Origin of the sequence: Oribacterium sp. KHPX15, from assembly GCF_900107835.1 — a bacterium.
Classification (GTDB): domain Bacteria; phylum Bacillota; class Clostridia; order Lachnospirales; family Lachnospiraceae; genus Oribacterium.
This window is the reverse complement of sequence record NZ_FNRG01000014.1, coordinates 37,340-60,575: the sequence shown is the minus strand read 5'-3', so window position 1 is coordinate 60,575 and position 23,236 is coordinate 37,340. Positions and strand designations below refer to the sequence as shown.

At 43.2% G+C, this 23,236-nt stretch carries 20 protein-coding genes; 1 reads left to right on the top strand and 19 read right to left on the bottom strand.

Features of this window, described 5'->3' with window-relative positions; translation table 11 throughout:
- Positions 1–203 precede the first annotated feature (203 nt).
- Positions 204–2,501 carry a glycoside hydrolase family 2 protein gene (locus BLV86_RS09910; RefSeq protein WP_090816661.1) on the bottom strand — a complete coding sequence of 766 codons (2,298 nt, stop codon included), beginning with the start codon at positions 2,499–2,501 and terminating at the stop codon, positions 204–206.
- The gene (locus BLV86_RS09905) at positions 2,494–4,062 is read right to left on the bottom strand and encodes an MFS transporter (RefSeq protein WP_090816658.1); all 1,569 of its coding nucleotides are present in this window, start codon (positions 4,060–4,062) and stop codon (positions 2,494–2,496) included. Before BLV86_RS09905 ends, BLV86_RS09910 begins: the two co-directional genes overlap by 8 nt.
- 237 nt (positions 4,063–4,299) lie before the next feature.
- On the opposite strand from BLV86_RS09905, the gene BLV86_RS09900 reads away from it, so the two are divergent.
- Positions 4,300–5,466, top strand: coding sequence for a helix-turn-helix transcriptional regulator (locus BLV86_RS09900; protein WP_175456500.1), 1,167 nt, complete (start codon positions 4,300–4,302; stop codon positions 5,464–5,466).
- A gap of 176 nt (positions 5,467–5,642) precedes the next feature.
- Here BLV86_RS09900 and BLV86_RS09895 read toward each other — a convergent pair whose 3' ends face one another.
- The 17 genes from BLV86_RS09895 to BLV86_RS09815 form a co-directional block, all read right to left on the bottom strand.
- Positions 5,643–6,944, bottom strand: a complete 1,302-nt coding sequence (locus BLV86_RS09895) for a carboxylesterase family protein (RefSeq protein ID WP_090816653.1) — start codon at positions 6,942–6,944, stop codon at positions 5,643–5,645.
- Between the two features lie 86 nt (positions 6,945–7,030).
- A complete protein-coding gene (locus BLV86_RS09890; RefSeq protein WP_090816650.1) occupies positions 7,031–8,707 on the bottom strand; it encodes an alpha-glucosidase in 1,677 nt (558 codons plus the stop codon).
- 99 nt (positions 8,708–8,806) lie between these two features.
- Entirely contained in the window at positions 8,807–9,829 is a 1,023-nt protein-coding gene (locus BLV86_RS09885) for a LacI family DNA-binding transcriptional regulator (protein ID WP_090816647.1), read from the bottom strand.
- 24 nt (positions 9,830–9,853) lie between these two features.
- Positions 9,854–10,495 carry a hypothetical protein gene (locus tag BLV86_RS09880; protein ID WP_090816644.1) on the bottom strand — a complete coding sequence of 214 codons (642 nt, stop codon included), beginning with the start codon at positions 10,493–10,495 and terminating at the stop codon, positions 9,854–9,856.
- Positions 10,496–10,511: 16 nt separating this feature from the next.
- Complete coding sequence (locus BLV86_RS09875; protein ID WP_175456499.1) at positions 10,512–10,802, bottom strand: hypothetical protein; 291 nt, start codon at positions 10,800–10,802, stop codon at positions 10,512–10,514.
- 17 nt (positions 10,803–10,819) lie between these two features.
- Positions 10,820–11,662, bottom strand: coding sequence for a Type 1 glutamine amidotransferase-like domain-containing protein (locus tag BLV86_RS09870; RefSeq protein ID WP_090816641.1), 843 nt, complete (start codon positions 11,660–11,662; stop codon positions 10,820–10,822).
- A 66-nt stretch (positions 11,663–11,728) separates the two neighbouring features.
- Entirely contained in the window at positions 11,729–12,418 is a 690-nt protein-coding gene (locus BLV86_RS09865; RefSeq protein ID WP_090816638.1) for a hypothetical protein, read from the bottom strand.
- Between the two features lie 133 nt (positions 12,419–12,551).
- The gene (locus BLV86_RS09860; protein ID WP_090816635.1) at positions 12,552–12,980 is read right to left on the bottom strand and encodes a hypothetical protein; all 429 of its coding nucleotides are present in this window, start codon (positions 12,978–12,980) and stop codon (positions 12,552–12,554) included.
- 149 nt (positions 12,981–13,129) lie between these two features.
- Positions 13,130–14,677, bottom strand: coding sequence for an AAA family ATPase (locus BLV86_RS09855; protein WP_242873282.1), 1,548 nt, complete (start codon positions 14,675–14,677; stop codon positions 13,130–13,132).
- A 106-nt stretch (positions 14,678–14,783) separates the two neighbouring features.
- Complete coding sequence (locus tag BLV86_RS09850) at positions 14,784–15,542, bottom strand: precorrin-8X methylmutase (RefSeq protein WP_090816632.1); 759 nt, start codon at positions 15,540–15,542, stop codon at positions 14,784–14,786.
- Between the two features lie 78 nt (positions 15,543–15,620).
- The gene (locus BLV86_RS09845) at positions 15,621–16,223 is read right to left on the bottom strand and encodes a cob(I)yrinic acid a,c-diamide adenosyltransferase (RefSeq protein WP_031552474.1); all 603 of its coding nucleotides are present in this window, start codon (positions 16,221–16,223) and stop codon (positions 15,621–15,623) included.
- A gap of 107 nt (positions 16,224–16,330) precedes the next feature.
- Positions 16,331–17,962, bottom strand: a complete 1,632-nt coding sequence (locus BLV86_RS09840) for a cobyric acid synthase (protein WP_090816755.1) — start codon at positions 17,960–17,962, stop codon at positions 16,331–16,333.
- A 104-nt stretch (positions 17,963–18,066) separates the two neighbouring features.
- Positions 18,067–18,735: a GNAT family N-acetyltransferase gene (locus tag BLV86_RS09835; protein ID WP_175456498.1), complete on the bottom strand. Its 669-nt coding sequence runs from the start codon at positions 18,733–18,735 to the stop codon at positions 18,067–18,069.
- Between the two features lie 169 nt (positions 18,736–18,904).
- Entirely contained in the window at positions 18,905–19,837 is a 933-nt protein-coding gene (locus tag BLV86_RS09830; RefSeq protein ID WP_090816627.1) for a DUF2156 domain-containing protein, read from the bottom strand.
- Positions 19,838–19,931: 94 nt separating this feature from the next.
- Positions 19,932–21,140: a hypothetical protein gene (locus BLV86_RS09825; RefSeq protein WP_031552485.1), complete on the bottom strand. Its 1,209-nt coding sequence runs from the start codon at positions 21,138–21,140 to the stop codon at positions 19,932–19,934.
- On the bottom strand, positions 21,112–21,954 hold the full coding sequence (locus BLV86_RS09820; protein WP_090816624.1) for a hypothetical protein: 843 nt from the start codon (positions 21,952–21,954) through the stop codon (positions 21,112–21,114). Before BLV86_RS09820 ends, BLV86_RS09825 begins: the two co-directional genes overlap by 29 nt.
- Before the next feature lie 99 nt (positions 21,955–22,053).
- Positions 22,054–23,226 (bottom strand): pyridoxal phosphate-dependent aminotransferase, encoded by a 1,173-nt coding sequence (locus BLV86_RS09815; protein ID WP_049962392.1) that lies wholly within the window; start codon positions 23,224–23,226, stop codon positions 22,054–22,056.
- Positions 23,227–23,236 lie beyond the last annotated feature (10 nt).

Genomic DNA, 23,236 nt, shown 5'->3' with positions numbered 1-23,236 from the left:
TCCCTGGTACATAAAAGATGACACTGTTTATATTGAGCTTATTTGAAGACATTTTGAAATCCGCGAAATAAAATGATGTGAGCGTCAGCCCTTCGCTAAGCGAATTTTGATGGGCTGACGCTCCAAGTGAGTAAAGGCATTATTCCTACATATAACCCAGAATATGTAAGGCACTGATAAAACCTGATATCTAAGATTCTCGATTAAAACTCATTTTTTATCTGATTTAACTCTCTGTTAAGTTCCTTTAGATCAAGACCCTCAGGGATATCTCTGCTAAGTATGCTCTGCATGGAAAGCCCAAGCGGGATCACATCCTTTTCAGTCATAAACTTTACAAGTTCCGGCAGATATTTCTCAAGCACTGCCCTCGCATCAGGATCATCGAGAAGATCATTGGCGGTATCCTTTAAGGAAAAATATCCTTCCCTTACGACATCATCATCTGAAAGAAACCAGTTTTTTACCGCCTGTCCTGCATTATTGCCCGGTAAACGATAGTTTTCATCCTCTGAATCTACACGGACGAAAACACACTCATCCGTAAGCCCCTCCGCAGCTACCTTTATCCGGTTTTCTCCTTCGTGAAGAGGTACATCAGAAAATATGATCCTGCCGTTACCATCATTCGTACCACTGCCGAATTCCTTTTCATCAACATAAAGCACCGCATCGCTGAGATTGGTATAAACCTTGATCTCGATACTCTCTTTTGCCCTGTTCACGAATCTCTTGGAACAGATATGCAAAAACTTTTCCTCAGACCACTTTGCTTTGTAGTAGTAGAATGCATCCTTTCTGGTATTTCTGTCATAGGTCACGAGGCCCTTGGCATTGATATTTTTCTGCCCGCCTTCATTTCGAAGTCCGCTGTGAAAGTCAAACATATTCCAGACATAGCTTCCATAAAGATGATCAAGACTCTCGAAAATATGATAAACGGTCTCATGATAGAGAGCCTGATACTCCTCTGAGTAATCTCTGACCATGGGGTTCTCTGCATGCAGGCTAATGTTTGCGTCCACACCGTACTCACTTACACCGAGAGGCATTTCCGGCCGCTCCTCGTGAAATCTGTTAAGGTAGTCACGGTAATCCTCCATCTCTCCATAGTACCATCCGAAGTAAATATTGTAGCCGATCATATCCGTAACAGAATTAAGCTTACTCTTAAACTTAACTGTATAAAGATTGGCAGCCGTAACAAGTCTTGACGGATCCAGTTCATGGGAAAGCTGCTGCATTTTTTTCAGCTCTTCATGCATAAACTCCGCATCCCGGAACATGCCGATTTCATTCTGGATTCCCCAGCAGTAGATGGACGGATGATGGATATTCTGAAGTATCAGTTCCCTGAGCTGCTCCTCTGCATCAGCTTTCAGCTCTTCACTGTCCGTCATTTTGAGCATAGGGATCTCAGCCCATACGAGATAACCCTTTTTGTCTGCGGTCTCATAGGTATACTGAGGATGCTGATAATGTGACAGCCTTACGGAATTGGCACCTATTTCGTCGATGAGTTCAAAATCCCTGTCGATATTCTCCCGGCTCACTGCATTGAAACAGCCCTTGAAATCCTGATGCTTTGCAACACCGTTTATCTTTATATGCTCACCATTAAGGAACAGTCCCTTGTCCGCAGTTATGGTAATATCTCTGAATCCGGTCTCAAGCTCCACCTCATCTAAAGTTTCTCCCGCACGTACAAGTTTCATCTTTACCTTATATAGATTGGGGGCAGTTTTTCCGTTCCACAGGATTACATCAGGGATGCGGAAGGTCAAGGCCATACTGCAATTAATGGAGCCTGATGCGTGAGTGTTGGCACTTTCTGAATCAACTTCTTCCGATCTCACATCAGTGAGCAGTGTACCGAAAGGATCTGTGATTTCCGCAACTATCTCAGCTTCTTTATCCGTGCGGGCATGAATTTCCGCATTCAAAATGCCGGTATTTCCATCGATGCCAGTCCTTAATATCACACCACTTGTGCCGTAATAGGTCGGATCAAAAAAGCTTTCATGTTCTGTCACCAGAAGATTAACACCCCTGTATAGTCCTCCGAACACAGTGAAGTCTCCTGTAAGAGGTGAGATACCCTCGTCATGAACATTTGTCAGAAATATCCTTAACTTTACTTCTTTATTGCAGAGCAGCTCCTCAGGTATCTCGCAGTGAAATGCTCCATAAGCACCTCTGTGCTCTCCTATCTTACGGTCATCTGCCAGAACAACCGCATGCTGGTCGGCACCCGGAATGTCCACAAAAACATGTTTCCAATCAGGATCGATCTGTATGGTCTTTTGATACAGCACAAGTCCCCTGTAAGGGTCTTCATCCCTGTACCATGTGTGAGGAAGTGTGACAGTTACAAAACTCTCTGACGAAATGACATCGCTATCAACTACTTTTGTATCCACTGTCAAACCACTTAAATCCCTGATGTTTCCATCAGGGATCTTATTAAACTGCCAACCTTCGTTTATCTGTATCTTATGCATTCTCTTTCCTCATTTCATCAATTCTGGCTTCTACCGCCTTCATCTTCTCCGGTGTAAGGTCGTAATATTTCATGGCGATGACATTAAACACTGCTCCCAAAAGCTCAAGGCCGTAGTAGAAAACTATGGCGATCAGCAGGAGGCTCCGGCTGTATGGAGTATTGAGATCTGGAAATGCTTCCTTGAAACCAATGAGCGCAAATCCGATACCTACAAAAGTCGGTCCAAAGGATGAGATCAGCTTATCCATAAATGAGAAAACTGTTCCGACCATACCCGGAATATACTTTCCTGTTCTTGAGGCTTCATAGTCATTAACGTCCGCGATCATCGGAGGAATGATGGAGCTTGTGATCATCTGGAAACCACCGCCTATAACAGTCACAAGGAAAAGTGCCACTGTAAATGCGGTAAAGCCACTGAATGCCTCGCCATAGCCATTAACAAATCCCGGAAGACTCAGTGTCTTCGGATCCATGACCATCCAAATAAGTATGGCGATGGTGTCGAAAAAGATCACACCCCAGGAACCTATCTGCATAGCTTTCTTGAGACCGAGTTTGGCGCCGATCGCACCGATTCCAAGGGCCATCATCAAAAGCCCTACGATGGTTGTGTAGAGGGTCCAGCCTCCTGACAGCTCATAGTTACCAACTACAATGCCGTAAAGTACAAGCAGGATTGCACTTGTCTTGCAGGTATTTGAGAACTGGTCTGTAGCTCTTGCAACGATAAGCATCTGAAGGGGTTTGTTGTTTTTTAACACATCAAGATAATCTGAAAACCTGATATTTTTCTTTCCTGAGGAATTGGTCTCTGAAAATGCAGGTACATCCTTTGGTGCGATGGAAATGTAAGCAACAACTATTCCGATGGTAGCGATGACTGCTACGATCAACCAGTACTCATGGAAAAGCTCCGCGCTCTTCATGGAGCCGTATTTAACGGCAAGTCCCGCAACTGCCATCTGCATCACAGCTCTCATAACACGAACCAGTACTGTACCAACGATGGAAAGTATAGGTCTCTGGGCCGGATCATTGGTGAGGCAGACATTACCCACATGGTTTGAGATATTTAAGAATGTATATCCTATGTAGTAAATGGCTGTAAAGAATATAAAGAAAACCGGCCTCAATGCTCCTTCCGGAAGTCTGTCAGTCACATTGAACATGAGAAAACTGTTTATGAAAAGAAGCAGACCGCCCATAACAAGACACAGTCTGGTTTTACCGAAGTTTTCCTTTTCTTTAAATCTGTCAACAAAAAATCCTACGATAGGATCTGTCACGCCGTCCCAAAGTCTTGTTATAGTTGAAAAACTTGATGCAAGTATAACTGCCATGCCCACATATCCATTGAGATAAAATGACATGATCATAGTGAGACCCATGTACAGATTGACTGCCATGTTGGCCCCGGAAAAACCAACTATCCTCCATACAGGAACGTTGTGTATGCCATTCTCTTTTATATACTTTTTGTACTTGTCCTGTGACATAGTCTCTACAGTTCCTTCTTTCATACCAATCTTCGATTCTTTCCGCATTGCCGCTTCCATAGCCCCTCCTGAATTTACTGAATGATGATGCCAACATTTTTTAATGTTGGCATCATCATACCATCAGTCGTATAATGAATATAGAACTATAGTCTTTGCTTTAGAACGATATTACTTTTTACTACAAATATGATAAATAATTCACATGCAATAAAAACAACTTCATCAGCAATAGCTTCATCTGAGGCATCTTCAACTGAGATGACTTCACCCCAAACTGCTTCTATGGAAACCTGTATGAAGCTCATACAAAAACTATTTCAGGTCAGATTCTATACTATTAATGATTTCTCTGAGGCAGAAGCATTCAGCCGCGAAAATATGCTTAGTGATCTACAACTTATTTTATCACCTGACGCGCTTATGACCATGAGATCCGGTGCTGAAAAACATACTCTCTATCTCCTGACAGATATTTTTCATATTTCGATCATAGTCTTTATGTTGGACGACAGCTTTATGCTTTTTGGTCCCTTTACCTCTCTCATCCATACCAAAATGCATGCGTCACATATCATAAATGCGCATGGGATCAAAAATCTTCAGATCGAAGATTATCTCAGATATCGCGAGCACTTTCCCAATATAAATAAGGAACGGGCTGAACACATAGTAAGATGTTTTCTCAACACCGTATATGGACACGAAGAAAACTACACTCTGAGGGATCCGGAGACATTTGCCATGGAAAATGTATATGAAGATCATGCAAAAGAACAAAAGACCGGAATTGATCTTCTGCAGCTGCGTTATGCCAATGAAAAAGAGTTTATCAGAAGTGTTGAAAATGGTGACAGCAGTTCCGCTCTCAGATATCTCGATAGGATGCAGAGTGACGTAAGATACATGAAGGAGCTCGGTTCAACCATAGAAAATGAACGTATCGGCTGTGCCATCACGAGAACCACTCTCAGATTAACCGCCATGAATGCCGGCCTTCCGGCTTATATCATTGATAAAATATCAGGACAAAACACAAGAGAAGTTTTCCGGGAGAGACACCTGGATAAAATACTTGCAAGCAAAGAAAAAATGGTCGTAAATTTTTGCAATGCCATAAATGAGCACAAATCTGAGATTCACAGTACTGTAGTCACAAATGCCATTTTCTTTCTGAACAGCAATTTCAAAAATGACATAACCATCGAAGATATCACAAGTGAACTCGCAATATCCAAAAGTCACTTTATGTCTGAATTCAAAAAAGAAACCGGAACAAGTCCCATGAACTATCTCAGATCTATAAGGATCAAAAAAGCCTGCACCCTTCTTTCGGGTACAGGCAAAAATATCATGGAGATAAGTGAAGATGTTGGTATCCCGGACAGCAATTACTTTGTGAAACTGTTCCGGAAAGAAACCGGTATGACACCTACCGAATACAGAAAAAGCAACCGGTTATGAAATAACAAATCTGCAGACGGTTCTATTGACTGCTTTTGTAAAGTAGTCAACAGAACCCTCAATAAAGGATTTAGCATGCCGGAGTTTACCCATATGATGGATATTCTCTAGCATGCTTTTTTATTTTACATTTTTACACTGTTTCACCTTCTGTCACAGTAAGGTAAGTATATTCCTCACTTCTGTGTAAACAACCACTCCATAACAGCTACACAATTGTAAGCGTAGTCGAAGGATGCCATATGATATCCGGCGCCACCCATAGGGCTGTTTCCGCTCTGCTGCCCGGCTGTTTCGGATGTCTCCTGACCATCAGCTGCTGCCTGTTCACTCACTGAAGTTTGATTGCTGTCCGGTGCCTGGCCATCCTTTGGTGCCTGGTTGCCCTCAGGTTTCTGGCCATTCATTGGAGGCTGGTTACCTTCAGGTTTCTGGCCATTCATTGGAGGCTGGTTACCTTCAGGTTTCTGGCCGTTACCTGCTCCACCCATCGTAAAGCTGCCGGCATCGATGGTACCTGTCTTCCATGAGATAAAATACTGGTTTTCGTCTGCATTAAACAGATCATTTGCCGCAGAACTGAGCTCATCCACAGACCATGTGCCATCCCACTGTACATATTCATAAGAAACACCGTCAGTATCAAACATTTCCATCACTTCCTGAGCCCCGCTCCAGGCACTTGTATCGTCCTCTGCCGCAAAATATACAAATGACTGATTCTCAAGTCCTGAAAGAGCATTTACATCCCACTGACCATCTACAAACATACATGCAGCATAAAGATCGGGATACTCTGATGCCAGGATCAATGTAGTCATGCATCCCATTGACTGACCGGTACCGTAGATCCTCTCAGCATCAACTGCATACTCCTCGCACATATAGTCAATGTAACGTTTTGTAAGTTCTACATACTCTGTTGTAGTATACCCGCTGTGATCATCAAGGATAGTCTCAGGATACGTAGGAACTGCTACGATGGTAGGATTTACACTCTGCCATTCATCGGTAGCCCAGACAAGAGCACCTCGTCCCTGTGTTAATGAATAAGTGGGATCGTCACCTGCGCAGGTTGAGTCACCTATGAAAACCACCATGGGATATGAAGCAGCTTCATCATATCCTTCAGGAAGATACAGATTATATGTTATGGAAAGCCCGGTTTCCTCATCTGTAAATGTCTTCTGCTCGAACTTTCCGGCATAAGTCGATACCAGACTCTCCTCATCTTCAGCGAGGGTGTTCGCTACTGCGCCAAGTCCTGCTGCTGTGATATCACTCTTTTCAGCATCAGCCTGTGATTCCTTCGCTGCAACTGATGTTTCTTCTTTCTTATCTGTTTCCTGATCCTCTGTATTCTTTTCTTCTGCTGCCTGGGTGGAAGGCGCTTTGTCAACAGTGGTCTGGTTTCCACAAGCTGCCAAAGTGCAGAGCATGGATGATGCAAGTAACAGTGCTAAAGGTTTTTTGAACATTTCATTTCTCCTCATATCTTATATTGTATTCTGCTGAACACGCAGCAGTTTTCGTTTTCCGTGATGCACATGTTACAACATTTTCCTTAAACGAAACTTAAAACCTCCCATACCGCAGCAAACCAAGGTGAAAGTTTCATCTCCTCACTTAGTTCTGCCTCTCCACAATTTGAGATCAAAAGAGCATTTGCTTTACTGAATGCATCGTTGTGATAATGTATCTCCCGGTCACTGAGATTACAGAGCACAAACAGATTTCTGCCATTAAGTTCTCTTTCGTAGGCAAAGATCTCGCTGCTTTCATCATCCAGAAGCCTGTAAGTGCCGTATACGATAAGATCCGACCACTCGCTTTTTCTTCTCAGGGAAACAAGCTTTTTATAGTAGTTAAAAACTGAATCAGCATCCTTAAGCTCAGCTTCAGCATTGATCTCTTTATAGTTTGGATTCACCATGATCCACGGGGATCCGGTGGTGAAACCTGCATTTTCACTTGCATCCCACTGCATCGGAGTTCTGGCATTGTCTCTTCCTTTTGCTTCGATGCCGGCGATCATGGCTTCACGAGTCATCTTTCCGCTGTCTACAAGCTCATGATATGCATTGATCTCCTCGATATCTCTCAGATTTTCAAGGCAGCCGAACTTACAGTTTGTCATGCCGAGTTCCTCGCCCTGATATATGTAAGGTGTTCCCTTCATGAAGTGAAGCATAGTGGCGATAGCCTTGGCTGAAAGCGGTGAATCATCTCCAAGCCTTGAAACGATTCTCGGCTGGTCATGATTATCAAGGAAGAGTGAGTTCCATGACTTGCCTTCAAGCTCTGTCTGCCACTTACTGAGATTCTTTTTTAACTCACGAAGATCGTATCTTCTGGCAGTCCACTTTCCATGCTCATCATAGTCGAGACCAACGTGTTCAAACTGGAACACCATATTGAGCTCCGAGCCATCGAGAGAAGCGTACTTCTCAGCCTCTTCTATAGTGACTCCTGCGCACTCACCAACTGTCATGATGTCATACTTTGAAAGTACCCTTTTGTTCATCTCCTTCAGATACTCATGTACATGAGGTCCGTTTGTGGTGTTTTCAAGTCCGCCGTAACCGGTGTTGGCATCTACCTGTCCATCAGGAAGCCCCTCAACCTTTGAGATCATAGAGATAACATCCATCCTGAAGCCATCTATACCCCTGTCACACCACCAGGTCATCATCCTGAAAACTTCATCTCTCACTCTCGGGTTATCCCAGTTGAGATCCGGCTGCTTTTTTGAGAAACAGTGAAGATAGTACATATCTGTTTTTTCATCGTACTCCCACGCCGAACCGGAGAAACTGCTTCCCCAATTGTTCGGAGCCTGACCATCCCTGCCCTCACGCCAGATATAAAAGTCTCTTTTATCATTGTCCTTCGAGGATCTGCTTTCCACGAACCACTTATGCTCATCAGAAGTATGATTCACCACCAGATCCATGACTATCTTTATCCCACGATCATGGGCACTTTTCAGAAGAATGTCAAAATCCTCAAGTGTTCCGAACTCATCCATGATATCCTGATAATCCGAGATATCGTAGCCGTTGTCATCGTTAGGCGACTTATAAACAGGACTCAGCCAGATAACATTGATCCCAAGCTCATGAAGGTAATCAAGCTTACCTGTGATTCCCTTGAGATCACCTATTCCGTCTCCGTTGGAGTCACAAAACGATCTCGGGTAGATCTGATATACAACACTTTCTTTCCACCACTTTTTCTCCATATTTCCTCCGCTTCCTTACGATCTGCCGTCAGTAAATGTAAGTTATTCGAATAACCTTTGTGAAACTAAATTAATCCATATCAAGTTCCACGTCAAAGGTTATTCGCGTAACCTCCATACCTCACGGCATGATTTTCTCACCACAAGCTCTACAGGAAGCTTTACATTGTGCTTTACAGTTTTTCCCGAAAGCATCCTCATCATACTGTTGACAGCAGTCACCGCCTTTTCCTCTACATTTTGTCTTATTGTAGTGAGTTCCGGATTGGAGTAACTTGAATAAGGAATATCGTCATATCCTGCAACAGATATATCATCCGGTACCCGCATACCGTTCTGATAAAGATGATTAATAAGCTGAAGAGCATAATTGTCGGAAACACAAAAAACAGCACTGTGCTTTTTTATCTCAGGCAGTATCCTGTTAAGTCCGTCCCGGATCTTCTCTTTGTTGATATCAATGATGTAATGACAGTCTTCTGTAAGCACGATACCACTCTCCATATAAGCCTGCCGGAATCCTCTCCATCTGTGGCGGTTTATTTCGAGATCACTGTCGTCTATCATGGCAGCATTCTTATGGCCAAGGCTCAGGAAATACTGCCCCATGATGTATCCACCGTTGAAATCGTCTATAAAAATCTGAACAAGCTTGTCATACTCATATTCAAATGAAGCATCTATGGTAACCACCGGCTTCGAAAACTGACTGCTGACCTCTATCATCATATCCTTAAGCTGGTTACAAAGTATGAGTCCATCCAGATTCCATCGTCTTGCATCCCTTAAGATGACATCCACCGACTGATCAAGCAGCATCAGTATGTATTTATCATTTTTTCTGAATTCTTTCTCGAGGTATGAAAACAAAACACCAAAGTAAGGATCAGCCATAATGTTTTTGCTTTCACCAAGGTTAAGAACCGCAACACCGATAAGTCCGGAACTCTTACTGACAAGTGAAAGTGCCGACTGATTGGAAATGTAACCGGACTCGGCTATGACGGCTTCTATCTTCTCTCTGACTTCTTTCGATACCTTTCCCTGCTTTCCGTGTATCACATATGATACTGTAGCTGTGCTCACACCACACATCTCAGCGATATCTTTTATCCTGATCATCTCTAATTGTCACGTAATAAATGCTTACTCTTCGTTTACGTTTATGCCTTCGTCTTCGACATCATCTTCGTCATCATCGTCTTCTTCTGAATCGAAATCCTCATAGTACTCATCGTCATCAAAGAACTCTTCATCATCAGGTTCGTCGTAAATCGATTCATAGTATCCGGCGGTCGAGAAACCATCATCCTCATGATCTGACAGCATCCACTCCATAAGCTCAACTATCTGATCATGCTTACCGTCAAAACGATCATGAACATAGAAAAGAGAAAGGATATTCTCACTGAATTCCAGTCCCGGAATCTTGTTATGGAACATTTCAATTATATTCCATAAAGTAACAGAATCATCATAAACTATATCCATAAGAAGGACGTTAAGTTTATCAGGATTGTAGTAACAGTGGATCATATCTCCCACTGTATCTTCACCGAAAAGATCCATATAGATCTGCCTGATGGCTTTTGCATTAAGCTCCGAAGCATCATTCAGGTATGATTCCGGATCTTCCACCGCTATGCGGTAATGATCAAAGGCCTCATTCTTAAGCTCCAGAAACTCCAAAGTGTCGGCAATTGCAGTCTGAACAGTCACATTATTCTGCTCCGCATAGGATTTAAGTATCTCTACATATTCATCGGGAAATTCCATTTTAACGCTCATAATATCTCCATTCTTCTTACTTAAGATTCTCAAGCTCTGCCATGAACATATCATAGTAATCGTCCTGTCCCTCCAGCTTAGGAGAATTTTCACCACCACCGTTTGTGGATCTCTTTATGGCTGCGTAAAACTCTTCTCCGTAGGTCAGGATATCCATTTCGTACAACTCGTAACCTTCCCGCCTTGCTATCTCGCAGAAAGCAGCAAGTGGATTCTTCTCCTTTTTCGTCGCCAAAAGCTCTTTTTGAAATCCTTCATCCTTCAGCGCCTTTTGGCGAAGGGCTGACATTACTGTCTCAACGTCCATAATTTCCTCCCGAATGCTCAATCCTCATGCTTAATAAAATACCTGGTGATTGCCGCTCCTATAAGTCCTCCCAGTGTCAATGTCACTGCCGCAAGAAATACCGGCTTTCTCACATCCACACGTGTCGGAATCTCAAACTCCCCTCCGTTTTTACAGATGAGTCCGATTTCTCCGTCTGCAATAAGGTATGACTCACCATATAGCATTTCCTTGTTTGTAACTGTATCTTTTCTAATGTAGGCTCCGTCAGTCAGGCAATAAAAAGCTCTGTTTGTACTATCCGGATAGGTTATCTCCTCAAACAGCTTTTTTCCATCCAGCATGGCATCGATGGTTTGATCGTAATGAGGGATAACATTGGTATCCGTAAGCCCAAGGCCTTCCAGAAAACGCTTATAACCGGCATCCTTTGATTCGCCTTCAAACTCCGGCTGTGCGTATACGATGTCTGCGCAGTTCATGGTACCGGCGCTTACTCCTATGACTATGCCCCTGAAGCCTTTGATCCACTCCTTAAGCTTTATCTTATGGAACCAGGCGTTCTCCGTGGGAACGTGTCCTCCCGCAAGGATAACCACATCATAGATCGCAAGGATCTCAACGATTTTTTCATCTCTGGCATCAAGAACATCAATGGAATCCATACTGAGCCCTGATTTATTGAAAGCATCAAGATATGTCTGTGCCATGGCTGTATTCATCTCGGAATTTTTAGGATCCGAAGAAATGAGAAGCCCTTTGCTGTGATCCTTCCAGTCATTCTTAAGCCTGTCCACAAACTGATTTCTGTTATCAAGCTTTTCCGATAACCCTGTACGGCGGTCAAACCCACCCGGGGTTGAAGTCATATATAAAATCATTTATTTCTCCTGCTGTTACTAATATAAAATCCTGTTCAAGCTGTAAAAGGAACAGTAAGCTCCAAATCAGGCTCTCTTTTCACTTGATTTCACCCTGCCATTATAAGCCTTCATAACAAGCCATGACAGCAAATAATTTATTCCCATTACAACCACTACCCATAGGATAGTCTTGTAAACCGGCTGTTCATAAACCCTAAGGAAAAAGTATGGTCCCACAGTGATGTGGGCAGCGTTTAATATAAGCATTATTACTGCATATATCACTGTCGGTACCAAGGCCCAAAGAGGTGCAGCCTTGGGAACTTCTGCCTTGTTTTCTAAAAATATAAATGAAAACAAAGACATCAGTGGAACAAGAAAGTGATCCAATGGATGAACTCCGCTGAACAGCTCCTCATCAAATCCCTTCTTGGGTCCAAGTACCGCAAATACGATAAAAAATGTGAGCATAAGGCTGCAGACCACCACATATCTCACGGTAATGAGCCAGGCGGGAAGCTCGTCGGATCCCTTATAATGCTGCATCATATAGGTAGAAACAAACCCGCTGGTCCTCCCTTTGGAAAGCGCCGGCAGCATAAAAAGTACAAACGCCCCACTGCTCAGTAAACACAGGAAATTTGATACTTCCGTATAGTGATAAAACATTTCAAGTCCGTTGCGGGTTGCATATACGTAGTTAGTTATGATGATTTCCATCAATACTATGATGATATGCAGGAACAACGCAGTTCTGAGTTTCGAATTCTTCATTTAAACAATCAAAGCCCGCCGGCATCCACCGTCGGGCCCTTTCCCTTCATTTTATATTCTTTTTATTGTAAATACCACGCCTCTGATCCTCAAACGGAAACATTACAGGCATTTACCATCTCATTGCTTGTAATTACAGAGATTTCAGTGTTACCAGCTGGAAGAAGTGGTATCCCACCTGAAGCGGCAGGGGCAGAACCATATCTGCCACAGTCTCAAGCGCAATCTTTTCTCTTATTCTCCTCTTGGCATCCGGAGTAAGACGTCTCTCTTTAATCTCTTCGAGGCTTATCTTTGACTCATCAACGAATTCGTCTTCAGGAACCCATATTTTCTTAAGCTTGATCTTCTCCATTGCCGTTATCAGTTTGTCTTTTGACAGAACTTTGGAATCAAAACTAATGGCAACACCACCGGTCCTTCTGTATACGCGAACCTCTTTTACGCCCTTGATTTTCCGAATGGCATAGGAAAGTCTCTGATCCTTGACGTAATCCAGCTTTCCGTCCTTCAGGCGTATACGTATTCTGTTCTCCAACTCATTTTTAATCGTGAATTTCATTTAGAACCTCATGCTCTCAAAAAACCCGATGCTATGGAAGAACTGATATGGTCAGTTTCTCCCCGGATAAAATCATTATACAAAAATGGTTGTGATATCATCAAGCTGTTTTCTGCCGAATGGAAGTCACATATAACTCAGGCTAACCATCAGAACAACAGCCTCCTCGTAGTATGTGCGTCAAATGTCACCGCATCCACTCCCGTGGTTTCAATCTGGTACAGCGCATTGGCCGCAAGATGCTCCGCCGCCTGCTCAAGGTCACGGCATCCGGTGGTATCTCTGTATTTTTCGAGAATCACGCTTATGGCTCTGTCATCCACCACGCACTCCTCCGGTCTCATACCCATGCGTTTAAGCACCTTGGGAAGCGAAAACTTTTGGAATATGATTTTTTTCTCATCCGGGGTGTAATCCGGAATATCGATAACCGCGAATCTGCTCATGAGTGGGTCTGATATACGGGACTTGTCATTGGCCGTAGCCACCGGATAAACTCCGTTTGTGGGTATACGGCATTCGATGTAATTGTCCGTGTAGCCGATATTATCGAGAAGGGTCAGAAGGGCATCCGCCGGATTTCCGTTAATGCTGTTCTGATCCGCCTTATCAAGCTCATTAATGATAAAAACTATATTGCTGGAGCCGCTCTGTGAGAATGCCTCCATAATGCGCCCGGCTTTGGCATTGGCATAAACCCGGGGACTACCGGTCAGCGCCTCCGAGTCATGTATGGCACTCATATCGAGGCTGGTCCATGGAAGTCTCAGAATTCTCGCAACCGCATAGGCAAGCTGGGACTTTCCTATACCCGCAGGTCCCGCAAGAAGCAGTCCGTAAGACGGCAGCGTGTGGGTTCTGTTTATCTGAATGATGGTCTCCATGATGCGCTGCTTCACCCGCTCCAGTCCGTAAAGCTCTTCATCCAGAATCTGACGTGCCCTGACAGGATCGATGGCAGCGAAATATTCTCCCTTCCACTGAATGTTGAGAACCATCTGGAGAGCTCTCTCCGCGTGGCGTCGCTCCTCAGGGGTGATGGTCTTGGACCTGATAAGGTCAATGTTTCTGTCCGCCCAGGATTGCATGTTCTTCGGAAGTGTTTTCTTAGCGCAGGCAAGGAAATTCAGCATGGAATTTATATCTCTGAGATCCTGATGTCCGACCTCAGTCATTTCATCATTTGGTTCCTCATCGTCAGGAGCCTTGCTTTCTTTAAGCCTCTCAATGATAAGCTGGAGGAAGCTGTCTCTGTCGGATTGAATATTTTTCCCGTCGGGAGTCACAGCCCGGATCTTGTATACACAATAGCCTTCCTCCCTGCTCTCACCGCTAAGCCTTACTGAAACATGATTCTCTCCAAGCCACTTCTCAAGGTCAATGAACCTTTTATCAATCTTAAGGATATGGTGGTTAAGATCCCTGCCATCCTTATCCTTGCCGCTTACATCCGCTTCAACTTTTCCTTCCGTATAGGCAAATGATGTCCCCCTGACAGGGTTCACGAAAACTCCTGCCACATGCTTCGGAAGCTTTTCCTTCTCCTCGGAAAGAATCATTATGGGGCAGTCAGCACTCAGTTCCTTGTCATCTCTCTCCACAATCTGCCATGTGACCAAAGAGCTGTCTACGTCTGATCCTGTGATTTGATCTTTATTGTCATCTATTTTGTTGAAATCAAATATTCTGTCTGCCATGGAATACCTCTTGATACTACTATAAAAACCCTCAAATCATTGTACCATTTATGCGATGTCGTTTTGTCTTTCCTCTTTAGCAATTCTTGCATAACTGATGTTTATATCAATCAGCGATTCCATACAGCAAAGCATTTACTATTGCTGCTGCAATGTTTGAGCCGCCTTTTCGACCTCTTGCAACTATCAAAGGAATATCTTTATATTCTTCGGAATTTCCAAGCTCCCGGATCAGTTCCTTTGCTTCCACCACATTTACGAAGCCAACGGGAACGGCGATGATACCCGCAGGTCTCAGATTTTCCTCACGTATAAGTCTTTCCAGTTCTATCAAGGCAGTGGGGGCATTGCCGATGGCAAAAATGATATTGGAAAATGAGCCTGTTGATCCACTCTTATTTTTTGATGTGTTCGATGAAGGAATAAATTCCTTTGATTTTTTCTGAACAGATATCTCTGTTATCGGAAGTTGCTTTGCGAGTATCGCGGCGTGTTCCATGCTGACCGTAGCCCTTGTTACACCTTTTGCTTTTGCTTCCGAAGCCACCTCAGGGTCCGACATAAAACAACGAATCTCACAACCGTATTTTGCCGTAGTCACCTTACTGATGCCAGCTTTCACCATCTCAGTATCGGTAACTATGACAGCTCCCGCCGAAAGTGCAGTTCTCATCCGGTCTACTGCATTAGCGGAGAAAACCAGATTTTCATAATAATCAAAATCCGCGGAGGTATGGATACACCTCTCAATCACCGGTGCCTCCGTCTCAGGGAGCCTGACTCCCCTGCGGGAAAGCTCCTCCCGGATGATTTCCATGCTCCGTCGTTCTATGTCCCTTGGTTCAACGTGTTCAAACTTAATCATCTTAAAGTCATTTTTTCGGAATCCCTTTTATCCATATCTTTATGATAAGGATATTTGTACTCCAAAATCTCCTGCCTTCTATTTCTCCACTCCGACCCTTGCTTTAATCCCGTCATCATAGGGATGCCTGTCTTTCACCATATTCGTCACATAATCCGCCATGGAAAGAATGGTAATGTCAGGGTTTCTCCCTGTCAGGATCACTTCCACATATTCCGGCAGCTGAAGAAGAAACCTTGCCAGCATATCCTGATCCAGAAGCTCTTTATTTACAGCATCAAGAATCTCATCAAACACAAAAAGTGCAACTATATCCGGCCTTTTCACATCTCTGGTTATGATTCCGGATTTTTTTCGTCTTTCCTCAAAAGCTTTCAATGCCTTTGGCTGATTCTGCAGGATCATGGTCATGGTTCTGATGGCCTTGCCGAACATCTCGTCACAGTCTTTTCTTGTGGCAGCAAGCTCTTCCGGGGTCATCTTTGAAGTCCACCCGTAAAAATGCTCAGGAAAAAGAACCAGTATACCCGGTATCTTCTCAAGTACACTGATTTCTCCGGACATGCCGTCCTTAAGGAACTGACAAAACACCACAGGAATGTTGTGTCCTGCCGCCCTGATGGCTGCCCCTACCGCCGCACTGGTTTTCCCCTTTCCATTTCCATGATAAATGTGAACCATCTGTAAACCTTCAGTCAATTTCTATTGATCACCGCTATGATGCCATTCAGTCATCTTCATATACTAAAATGACTCTTCAAGTCTCAAATCATATTTGTTTTAAAACTTTAACTTTCTAGAATCATACTATATATCTTCTCCATATCCAATGAATCTCTCAAAATTGCAGCAAGTTTGTCGTACTGTTCCTCCTTGAACTCCCTATAGCTTCGCTCTGATATTTCGATTTTGTCGGGATTGATTCCCTTCTTTCTGTAAAATATATCCAGAAATGCCTTTCGGAGTTCATCAGAATCAAAGAAGCCATGAACATATGTGCCTAAAACATTGTCACGACATGTAAAAAGGCAATTCCCTAAATTCCTTTTTTCGTCGATATTTATGTTCTCTTTCCTCTCATACTTTGGTGCATCGGCACGTAAACCATTTGATATCGCAAGATATCCGGTTTTTCCCATATGGATTTCATAGCCACTGACTGTTTTTCCGTTTAATGTCTCGAACGATCCACCTAAGCCCTGAAGTTCAAATGTCACTCTGGTTCTGGTCTTTTCTTCGGCAAACTCTGTGACTACCGGCAGTAATCCGAGACCTTTCGTCTCAGTTCCGATGCCGGTCTCCGCACCCTTTTCATCAATGATCCGCTCCCCAAGCATCTGATAGCCACCGCAGATTCCTATGATAAGTGTGCCTGCATGGTGCTTCTGCATCAGCTTTGCCTCAAGCCCCGTGGCTCTCAGCCACTCCATATCTCTGATGGTACTTTTCGTTCCGGGGATAATGATCACATCAGGCTCTCCGAGTTCGCTCACATTTGAAACATATCTGAGAGAAACTCCCGGTTCCATAGAAAGCGCCGTGAAGTCCGTGAAATTACTGATGCGGGGCAGGCGGATAACAGCTATGTCAGGAAACGAAACCATAGTTTCGTTGTCATCTCCCAAAACATCCTCCAAACTATTTCCATTACCGCCTTCCGTTTCTTTATATATTTGGAGGCCTGACATCTTTCTTATGTATTTTCCGGACCTCAACTGATCCGACAGCGAGTCTTCATCATCTATCACCACATCCATATAAGGCACAACTCCCAGGATGTCCTTGTCGGTTTTTTCCTTCAGGATATCTAAACCCGGATCAAGAATTGTCTTATCTCCCCGAAATTTGTTGATTATCAGTCCTTTTATCCGCGCCTGTTCATGTTCTTCCAGCAGTGCTATGGTTCCGTAAAGCTGCGCAAACACTCCTCCCCTGTCGATATCACCAACCAAAAGCACCGGCGCATTCGCAAGCTCCGCCATGCCCATATTTACGATATCATCGTCTCGAAGGTTTACTTCCGCGGGACTTCCGGCTCCCTCTATAACGATTATGTCATACTCCGAAGCCAGCTTTTCATAGGCTTCTTTCACAACAGGTATGAGAACTTTTTTATGCCTGTAATATTCCCTTGCGGTCATGTTGCTGCTGACTTTTCCATTAATAATGACCTGAGAACCGACATCTGTTGTAGGCTTCAAAAGAATCGGATTCATTAAAACCGATGGCTTAACACCTGCTGCCTCCGCCTGAACCACCTGAGCTCTTCCCATCTCGAGGCCTTCATCGGTTATGAAGCTGTTAAGAGCCATATTCTGAGATTTAAAGGGTGCAACTCTGTACCCATCCTGCCTGAAGATACGGCACAGTCCTGCCGCAATGAGACTTTTCCCGGCATTGGACATTGTTCCCTGTATCATGATCGCTTTAGCTTTTATCTTCTGTTCCAAAATCCTTTGCCCTTTCAAATCTTTAACTTGAGACTGCCCGTTTTTTCTTGTTGCATCGGGATACCTGTATCTCATCACACAGCTTCAGCTATATATATCCTTTGATTTCTGAGCCAGTCAATCATTTCTGTTTCATTAACATCCTCCGAAAGACCACTGAATTTTACAAAAGATTTTTCGGAAATGATCTTCACCATAATATTTGGATCCTTTGGGAGACCATCCTCGCGGTTTTCACATAACTCATCCTCTTTACGGGCTCTTCTGACATAATTCTCATCTTCCATGATATATAAATCATAGTTTGCAACGACCCGGGAAAAATCCTGTATACGCTCAAATGTAAATTTTGAAACAGTATAAAATCCAAAAGACCGGTAAAGAGATTCCGAAACAGGAATGAGAAAACAAAAGGGCACTCCCTTATCCCGAAGTATCTCAAAGCTCTTTGTTAATACATCCGTCATATACCCCTTGTGGCGGTATTCTTTTTTTGTAGCCACAGCATATATGTAATATATTTCAGCCGTTTGTCCGTTTTTACCGCCAACAGTGAATGGATTCAGATGCGACATGGCAACAGCTTCGCCATTCTCCTTCCTGCATACTATGATGTTATCACTACACCTGTCCTCATAGTACCAGTCAGAAAACGGTCCCTTGTCATCCGGAAAGACTTCCTCATAAAGAGCCTTTGTTTCATATTTATGATCTTTTTCTGTTAATACACAAATTCCGTTCATACAGATATTTCCCATGTCCCTATGGCACCTCCGGATATATCAATTCTGCACATTGCTCTTTGAGGTCTGTCAACACTCCGATACTTTGATAAAAATCAGCATTAACACAGGGAGCTTCCCCACATCCTCTCACTGCTGTACGGTGAGTTCATGGTGTTAATACTTCATATCAGCCTTTAAAGTCCTTCTGCAGTACCATGTATTTTCTTTCATAGCCGATAGGATTATAACTTTCTTTTGCTTTTCTGAGTCCCGGAAGCCCCATATCATCCTCCCGGTTTATAAGCTCTGCATCCGGAAACTCATGTATCAGAAACTGCTGGTTTATGACCTGATAAATCCCGGGTATTTCGGAATTACCCTTCTCTATAGCTATGCAGGCCATATTTTCCCTCGGATTTAAAGCTCCCAGTGAAAAGGCCTGAAGGTGACCGTCTATAAAGATGCCGCCTGCTCTGAATTCTTTTAGAGAAAAGCATTCCTTCATCATCTCATGGATACCTATAACTTCATATTCCAGAGCATCTCCGGTTTCTTTTTCATCTTCTGTGCGTTTTTCATACCATTTATCAAGAAAATCAAGCAAATCTTCCCTGTCACTGCAGCGGAGTGTCCTGTATTCCCATCTTCCCTCATATTCTTTTAAAAACTTGTTCACAAGATTTTTCTTTTTATGATATTTTTTACCCGAAAGATTTCTGAGATCATCTCCTTTATAGAGATAATCCTTAAGATCAGCTTCCTCTTTCACATAGTAACGCGGATCATATTTTAAGGCCAATGTCTCTACAGCTTCTTCGTCAGCAAGATACATTTTTAACGGCTTCTTCAAAACCTCGTTAAAATACTTTTCAATGACAGAAAAATAGTATTGAAGATCTTCCTCTTTACAAAAAGGCATGGCCGAAAAGCACTCTCCATTACTTTTCATCAGAATCAGCAACGCTTTATCATCTGCTATAGATACCCGGATATCGTAACTTTCTCTCCATATAAAAGTATCAATTACACCGCTGTCACATGCCTTATTGGGTCTCATATAATAAAAAGGGGCTATTCTTTCAGCATCAGCTGACCTCGGTATAAAAAAATCCAAATTCATTTTAGTCTCCTATGTAAGCGCATGTTTTTCAACCTTTATTGTCCCTTTTATTAATTCGTAAAGCTCCTGAAAATCCACTTAGTAAAGCGCTGATTTAATCAGTGTTTCCCTGGAAATCACTTCTTGGGATCAGCTCTTCTCCTCCGAAAAACAGCTTTCTGATTCCATCACTGCCTGTTAAAAGGAAGCCTTCCTCTCCTGCTTCTTTCCAGTAAAGATCATTTTCAAAATATCTGTCACCGCTGATCACTGATCCCGGGCTCTTATATGCTTCACGGTCCTCATGGCTGTGGTATTCGTGTTTCAGGAACTCAGAATCTTTGTCTGCATATATTGAAAAATCAAAGGTATGTTCCCGGTCAGGGAAAGTAATGAGGTACCCGTCATTTGTTTTTTGGAATGACAGGTCATTAAAATCACTGTCCCTGCCTTCTATCACCTTTATTTCTCCCTTTTCTTCCTTCTCAACCCAATAGGTTTCCTTCATACGGATACGAATATCCGGTTCATCCACCTTGTGGAAACCGTATCTGTGGTAAACTGCCCGACCGCTGTAAGTAGCTATATCTTCAAAAGAATCCGAAAGGTCAAAATTTTCAAAGAATAATCCGTCTTCTTCCCGCGATTTCACCCAAAAATCCAGATTGTATTTCTCAAGGACAGCTTCATCAGGAACTCTGATGGAACCTCCTATCTCGATCAACTGTCTGTTGTCCTTATTTCGTACAAATTCCTCAAGGATTTTCAGAACATCATCATTGGCGGCCTCCTCCAGCTTCAGGACAAGTTCTCCCGGAAGCCAGACTTCGTTTACAAATGTTTCTCTGTAAACATTTTTTTTGCCCCCTGCCGGGATACGAAATCCGGTGCTCAGTCTGTCTACATTACAGTCTTCACGAAAATCTTCAAGATTCAATATTTCAAAAACGTAATCCTGACACACTTCGTTAAACAGGGTGTTGTCATATGCGATATATACCCCGTCTGATCTTGTATCTACGAGATAGTCCCGGGTTTCACCCTTATCGGAGAATGTTCCCGTAACAAGGTCTGTAAGATAGTGGGGACCGCTGGGGATCATAATTACATATCCTTCGGAAGACAGAACCTGAGATCCCTTCATATGCTGATCCAGCCATTCCTGCATCTGTTTTTTGCCTGTTTCTTCCAGGTTTGTCTTGTCACCTTCCTCATACTGAGGACCGCGGCAGCTGGAAAAACCGCAGGACACAAGGAAGATCACAACTATGAGACCTGCAAAAAACAGTCGTCTTTTATTTCTCATTCTTTGATATAGAAACATTTCTTTCATCTCCGTTTTGATTGAAATCCAACTGCTCCTTATCTGTATTTAAAATCAGTCTTTCAAAATATAAACCGTATTCTTTTTCGATACTTTCTATATTATCAACTGTATAAATCGACAGATCTGTCTCTTCCGGTACATAAACATTCATCCCGACAACGATCAGATCTTTTCGATCTCTGTCTCTGACAAAATCACGTACTTCTCCGTCGGAAAGTACAAGAGAGGCCGGAAGATACCCATGAGTCTCTATATTAGTAAGCCAGAATCCCAGTGCACCTTTTTTCAGTTTATCGTCTGTTTCGGCTCCCGGCTTATGGGCCTCATCAACCATGATCCGGTTTTCCATTCCCATTGAGAGCACGAATGACATATTGCTGTATTCAGACTTATCCATGATTAATTCATCTACTCCGAGACCCTCTTCCACAAGAGCCCGGCATTCATCATAAAACTCCTGTCTCTTTTCCCCTCCCGGGTCAAGATACAGTTCCCCATTCTCTACATTCATGAGGTAATCGTAGGTTTCCCTGCCGTCTGAAAACTCTCCTTCAACAAAACCGGTCAGGAATATGGGACCGCCGGTAAGCTGACAGAAACTGTTTTCCATAGATACAGCCTTTCCATCGGGACAGTTTTTGCCTATCCATTCTTCCATCTTTTCCGCTCCGGTCTTAAGTTCATCCGAAGCTTCTTCTTTTGTATAATGCTCCCTCAGCCCCTTTGTCATGTCCGTGTTGCAGCCTGTAAGCATCAGGCCGGAGACTGTCAATGTAAGAAAACCGGTTATAATTTTTTTAATCCCTGTCATATGAAACAAACTCCCTCCCTTTTTTCGTTAATTTCTTTGTCCGTAAAACGTCGATAAAAATTCAAAGCAATGCCAATGTATTCCTGATTTCTGAGGAATCTAAAGCATATTATTTATATTATTAAAACCTTTACAAGCTACATTTTTTATGTTCTTCCATGTCTCTATCAACTCAGCATTTTCCTCATGCCTGCGGACACAGATCCTGAAGAATCTTCCATCAAGCCCTGAAAAATCGCTGCAGTCTCTTATCAGTATCCCTTTTTCCTTCAGTTTGTACTTAAGGTCTTTTGAATTGCACGAAACTTTGAAAAGAATGAAGTTAGCTTCTGAATCGGGATTATATATCCTTTCAGCAAGTCCGTTTCTCAGGATTTCATCTATCAGATATTTCCGTTCTTCTTTTATCATTCGTCTCGTTTCCTTGAGATAATCGCCATCCGAAAGAGCTGCCACACCCGCCATCTGCGCCGGTGTATTAATCTCCCATGGTGACATAGCTTCTCTTATTTTTCTGATCAGATCCGGATTCTCAGTGACCAGATATCCAAGTCTTAGCCCCGGCATACCATATATCTTCGTAAATGCCCGGAGGACGATGAGATGATCATCATCCCTATTCTCGTTCTCATGATCATCAAAACTGCTGTCTGTTAATTCATTTGCTCTTTTCCTGATGTTAGGAATCAACGAATACTCTTCTTCACGGGAACTGAATGGCAGAAAACATTCATCCACTATGAGCCATATAGATTTCTTCTCGCAGACTTCATAAATGCGAAGGAGCATCCGCTTTGGAATCATGCTTCCATCGGGATTATTCGGATTACATAAAAAAACGGCAGACCCTGCTGCCAGGTGCTCTATTCTGTCAATAAAGGCAGCCACTGCATCATCCGTAAAGCGAAAGGAATCCTCTTCCTTTAGAATAAAGTCCAGAACCTTTGCACCGGCTTTTTCCGCCGCTGATCTGTATTCAGAAAATGATGGGTCCGGAACCAGAACCTCTTTTGGCTTCAGCACCATCATAAGTCGATAGATCAGATCCGAAGCTCCGTTGCCAAAAAGTATATCTTCTCCGGGTACATCGAGATATTTCGATAACGCATGTCTAAGCTCCCTCTGCTCCCAATCAGGATAGCCGGTGCTTAGTTCTACACCTATTACGGCAGCTTCCTTTGCGCATTCCGGCATCCCAAGAGGGTTTATATTCACAGAGAAATCCAGCGTAACCTTATTTCCGTATATGTCTCCTCCATGATTGTAATTCAATTTAAATCTC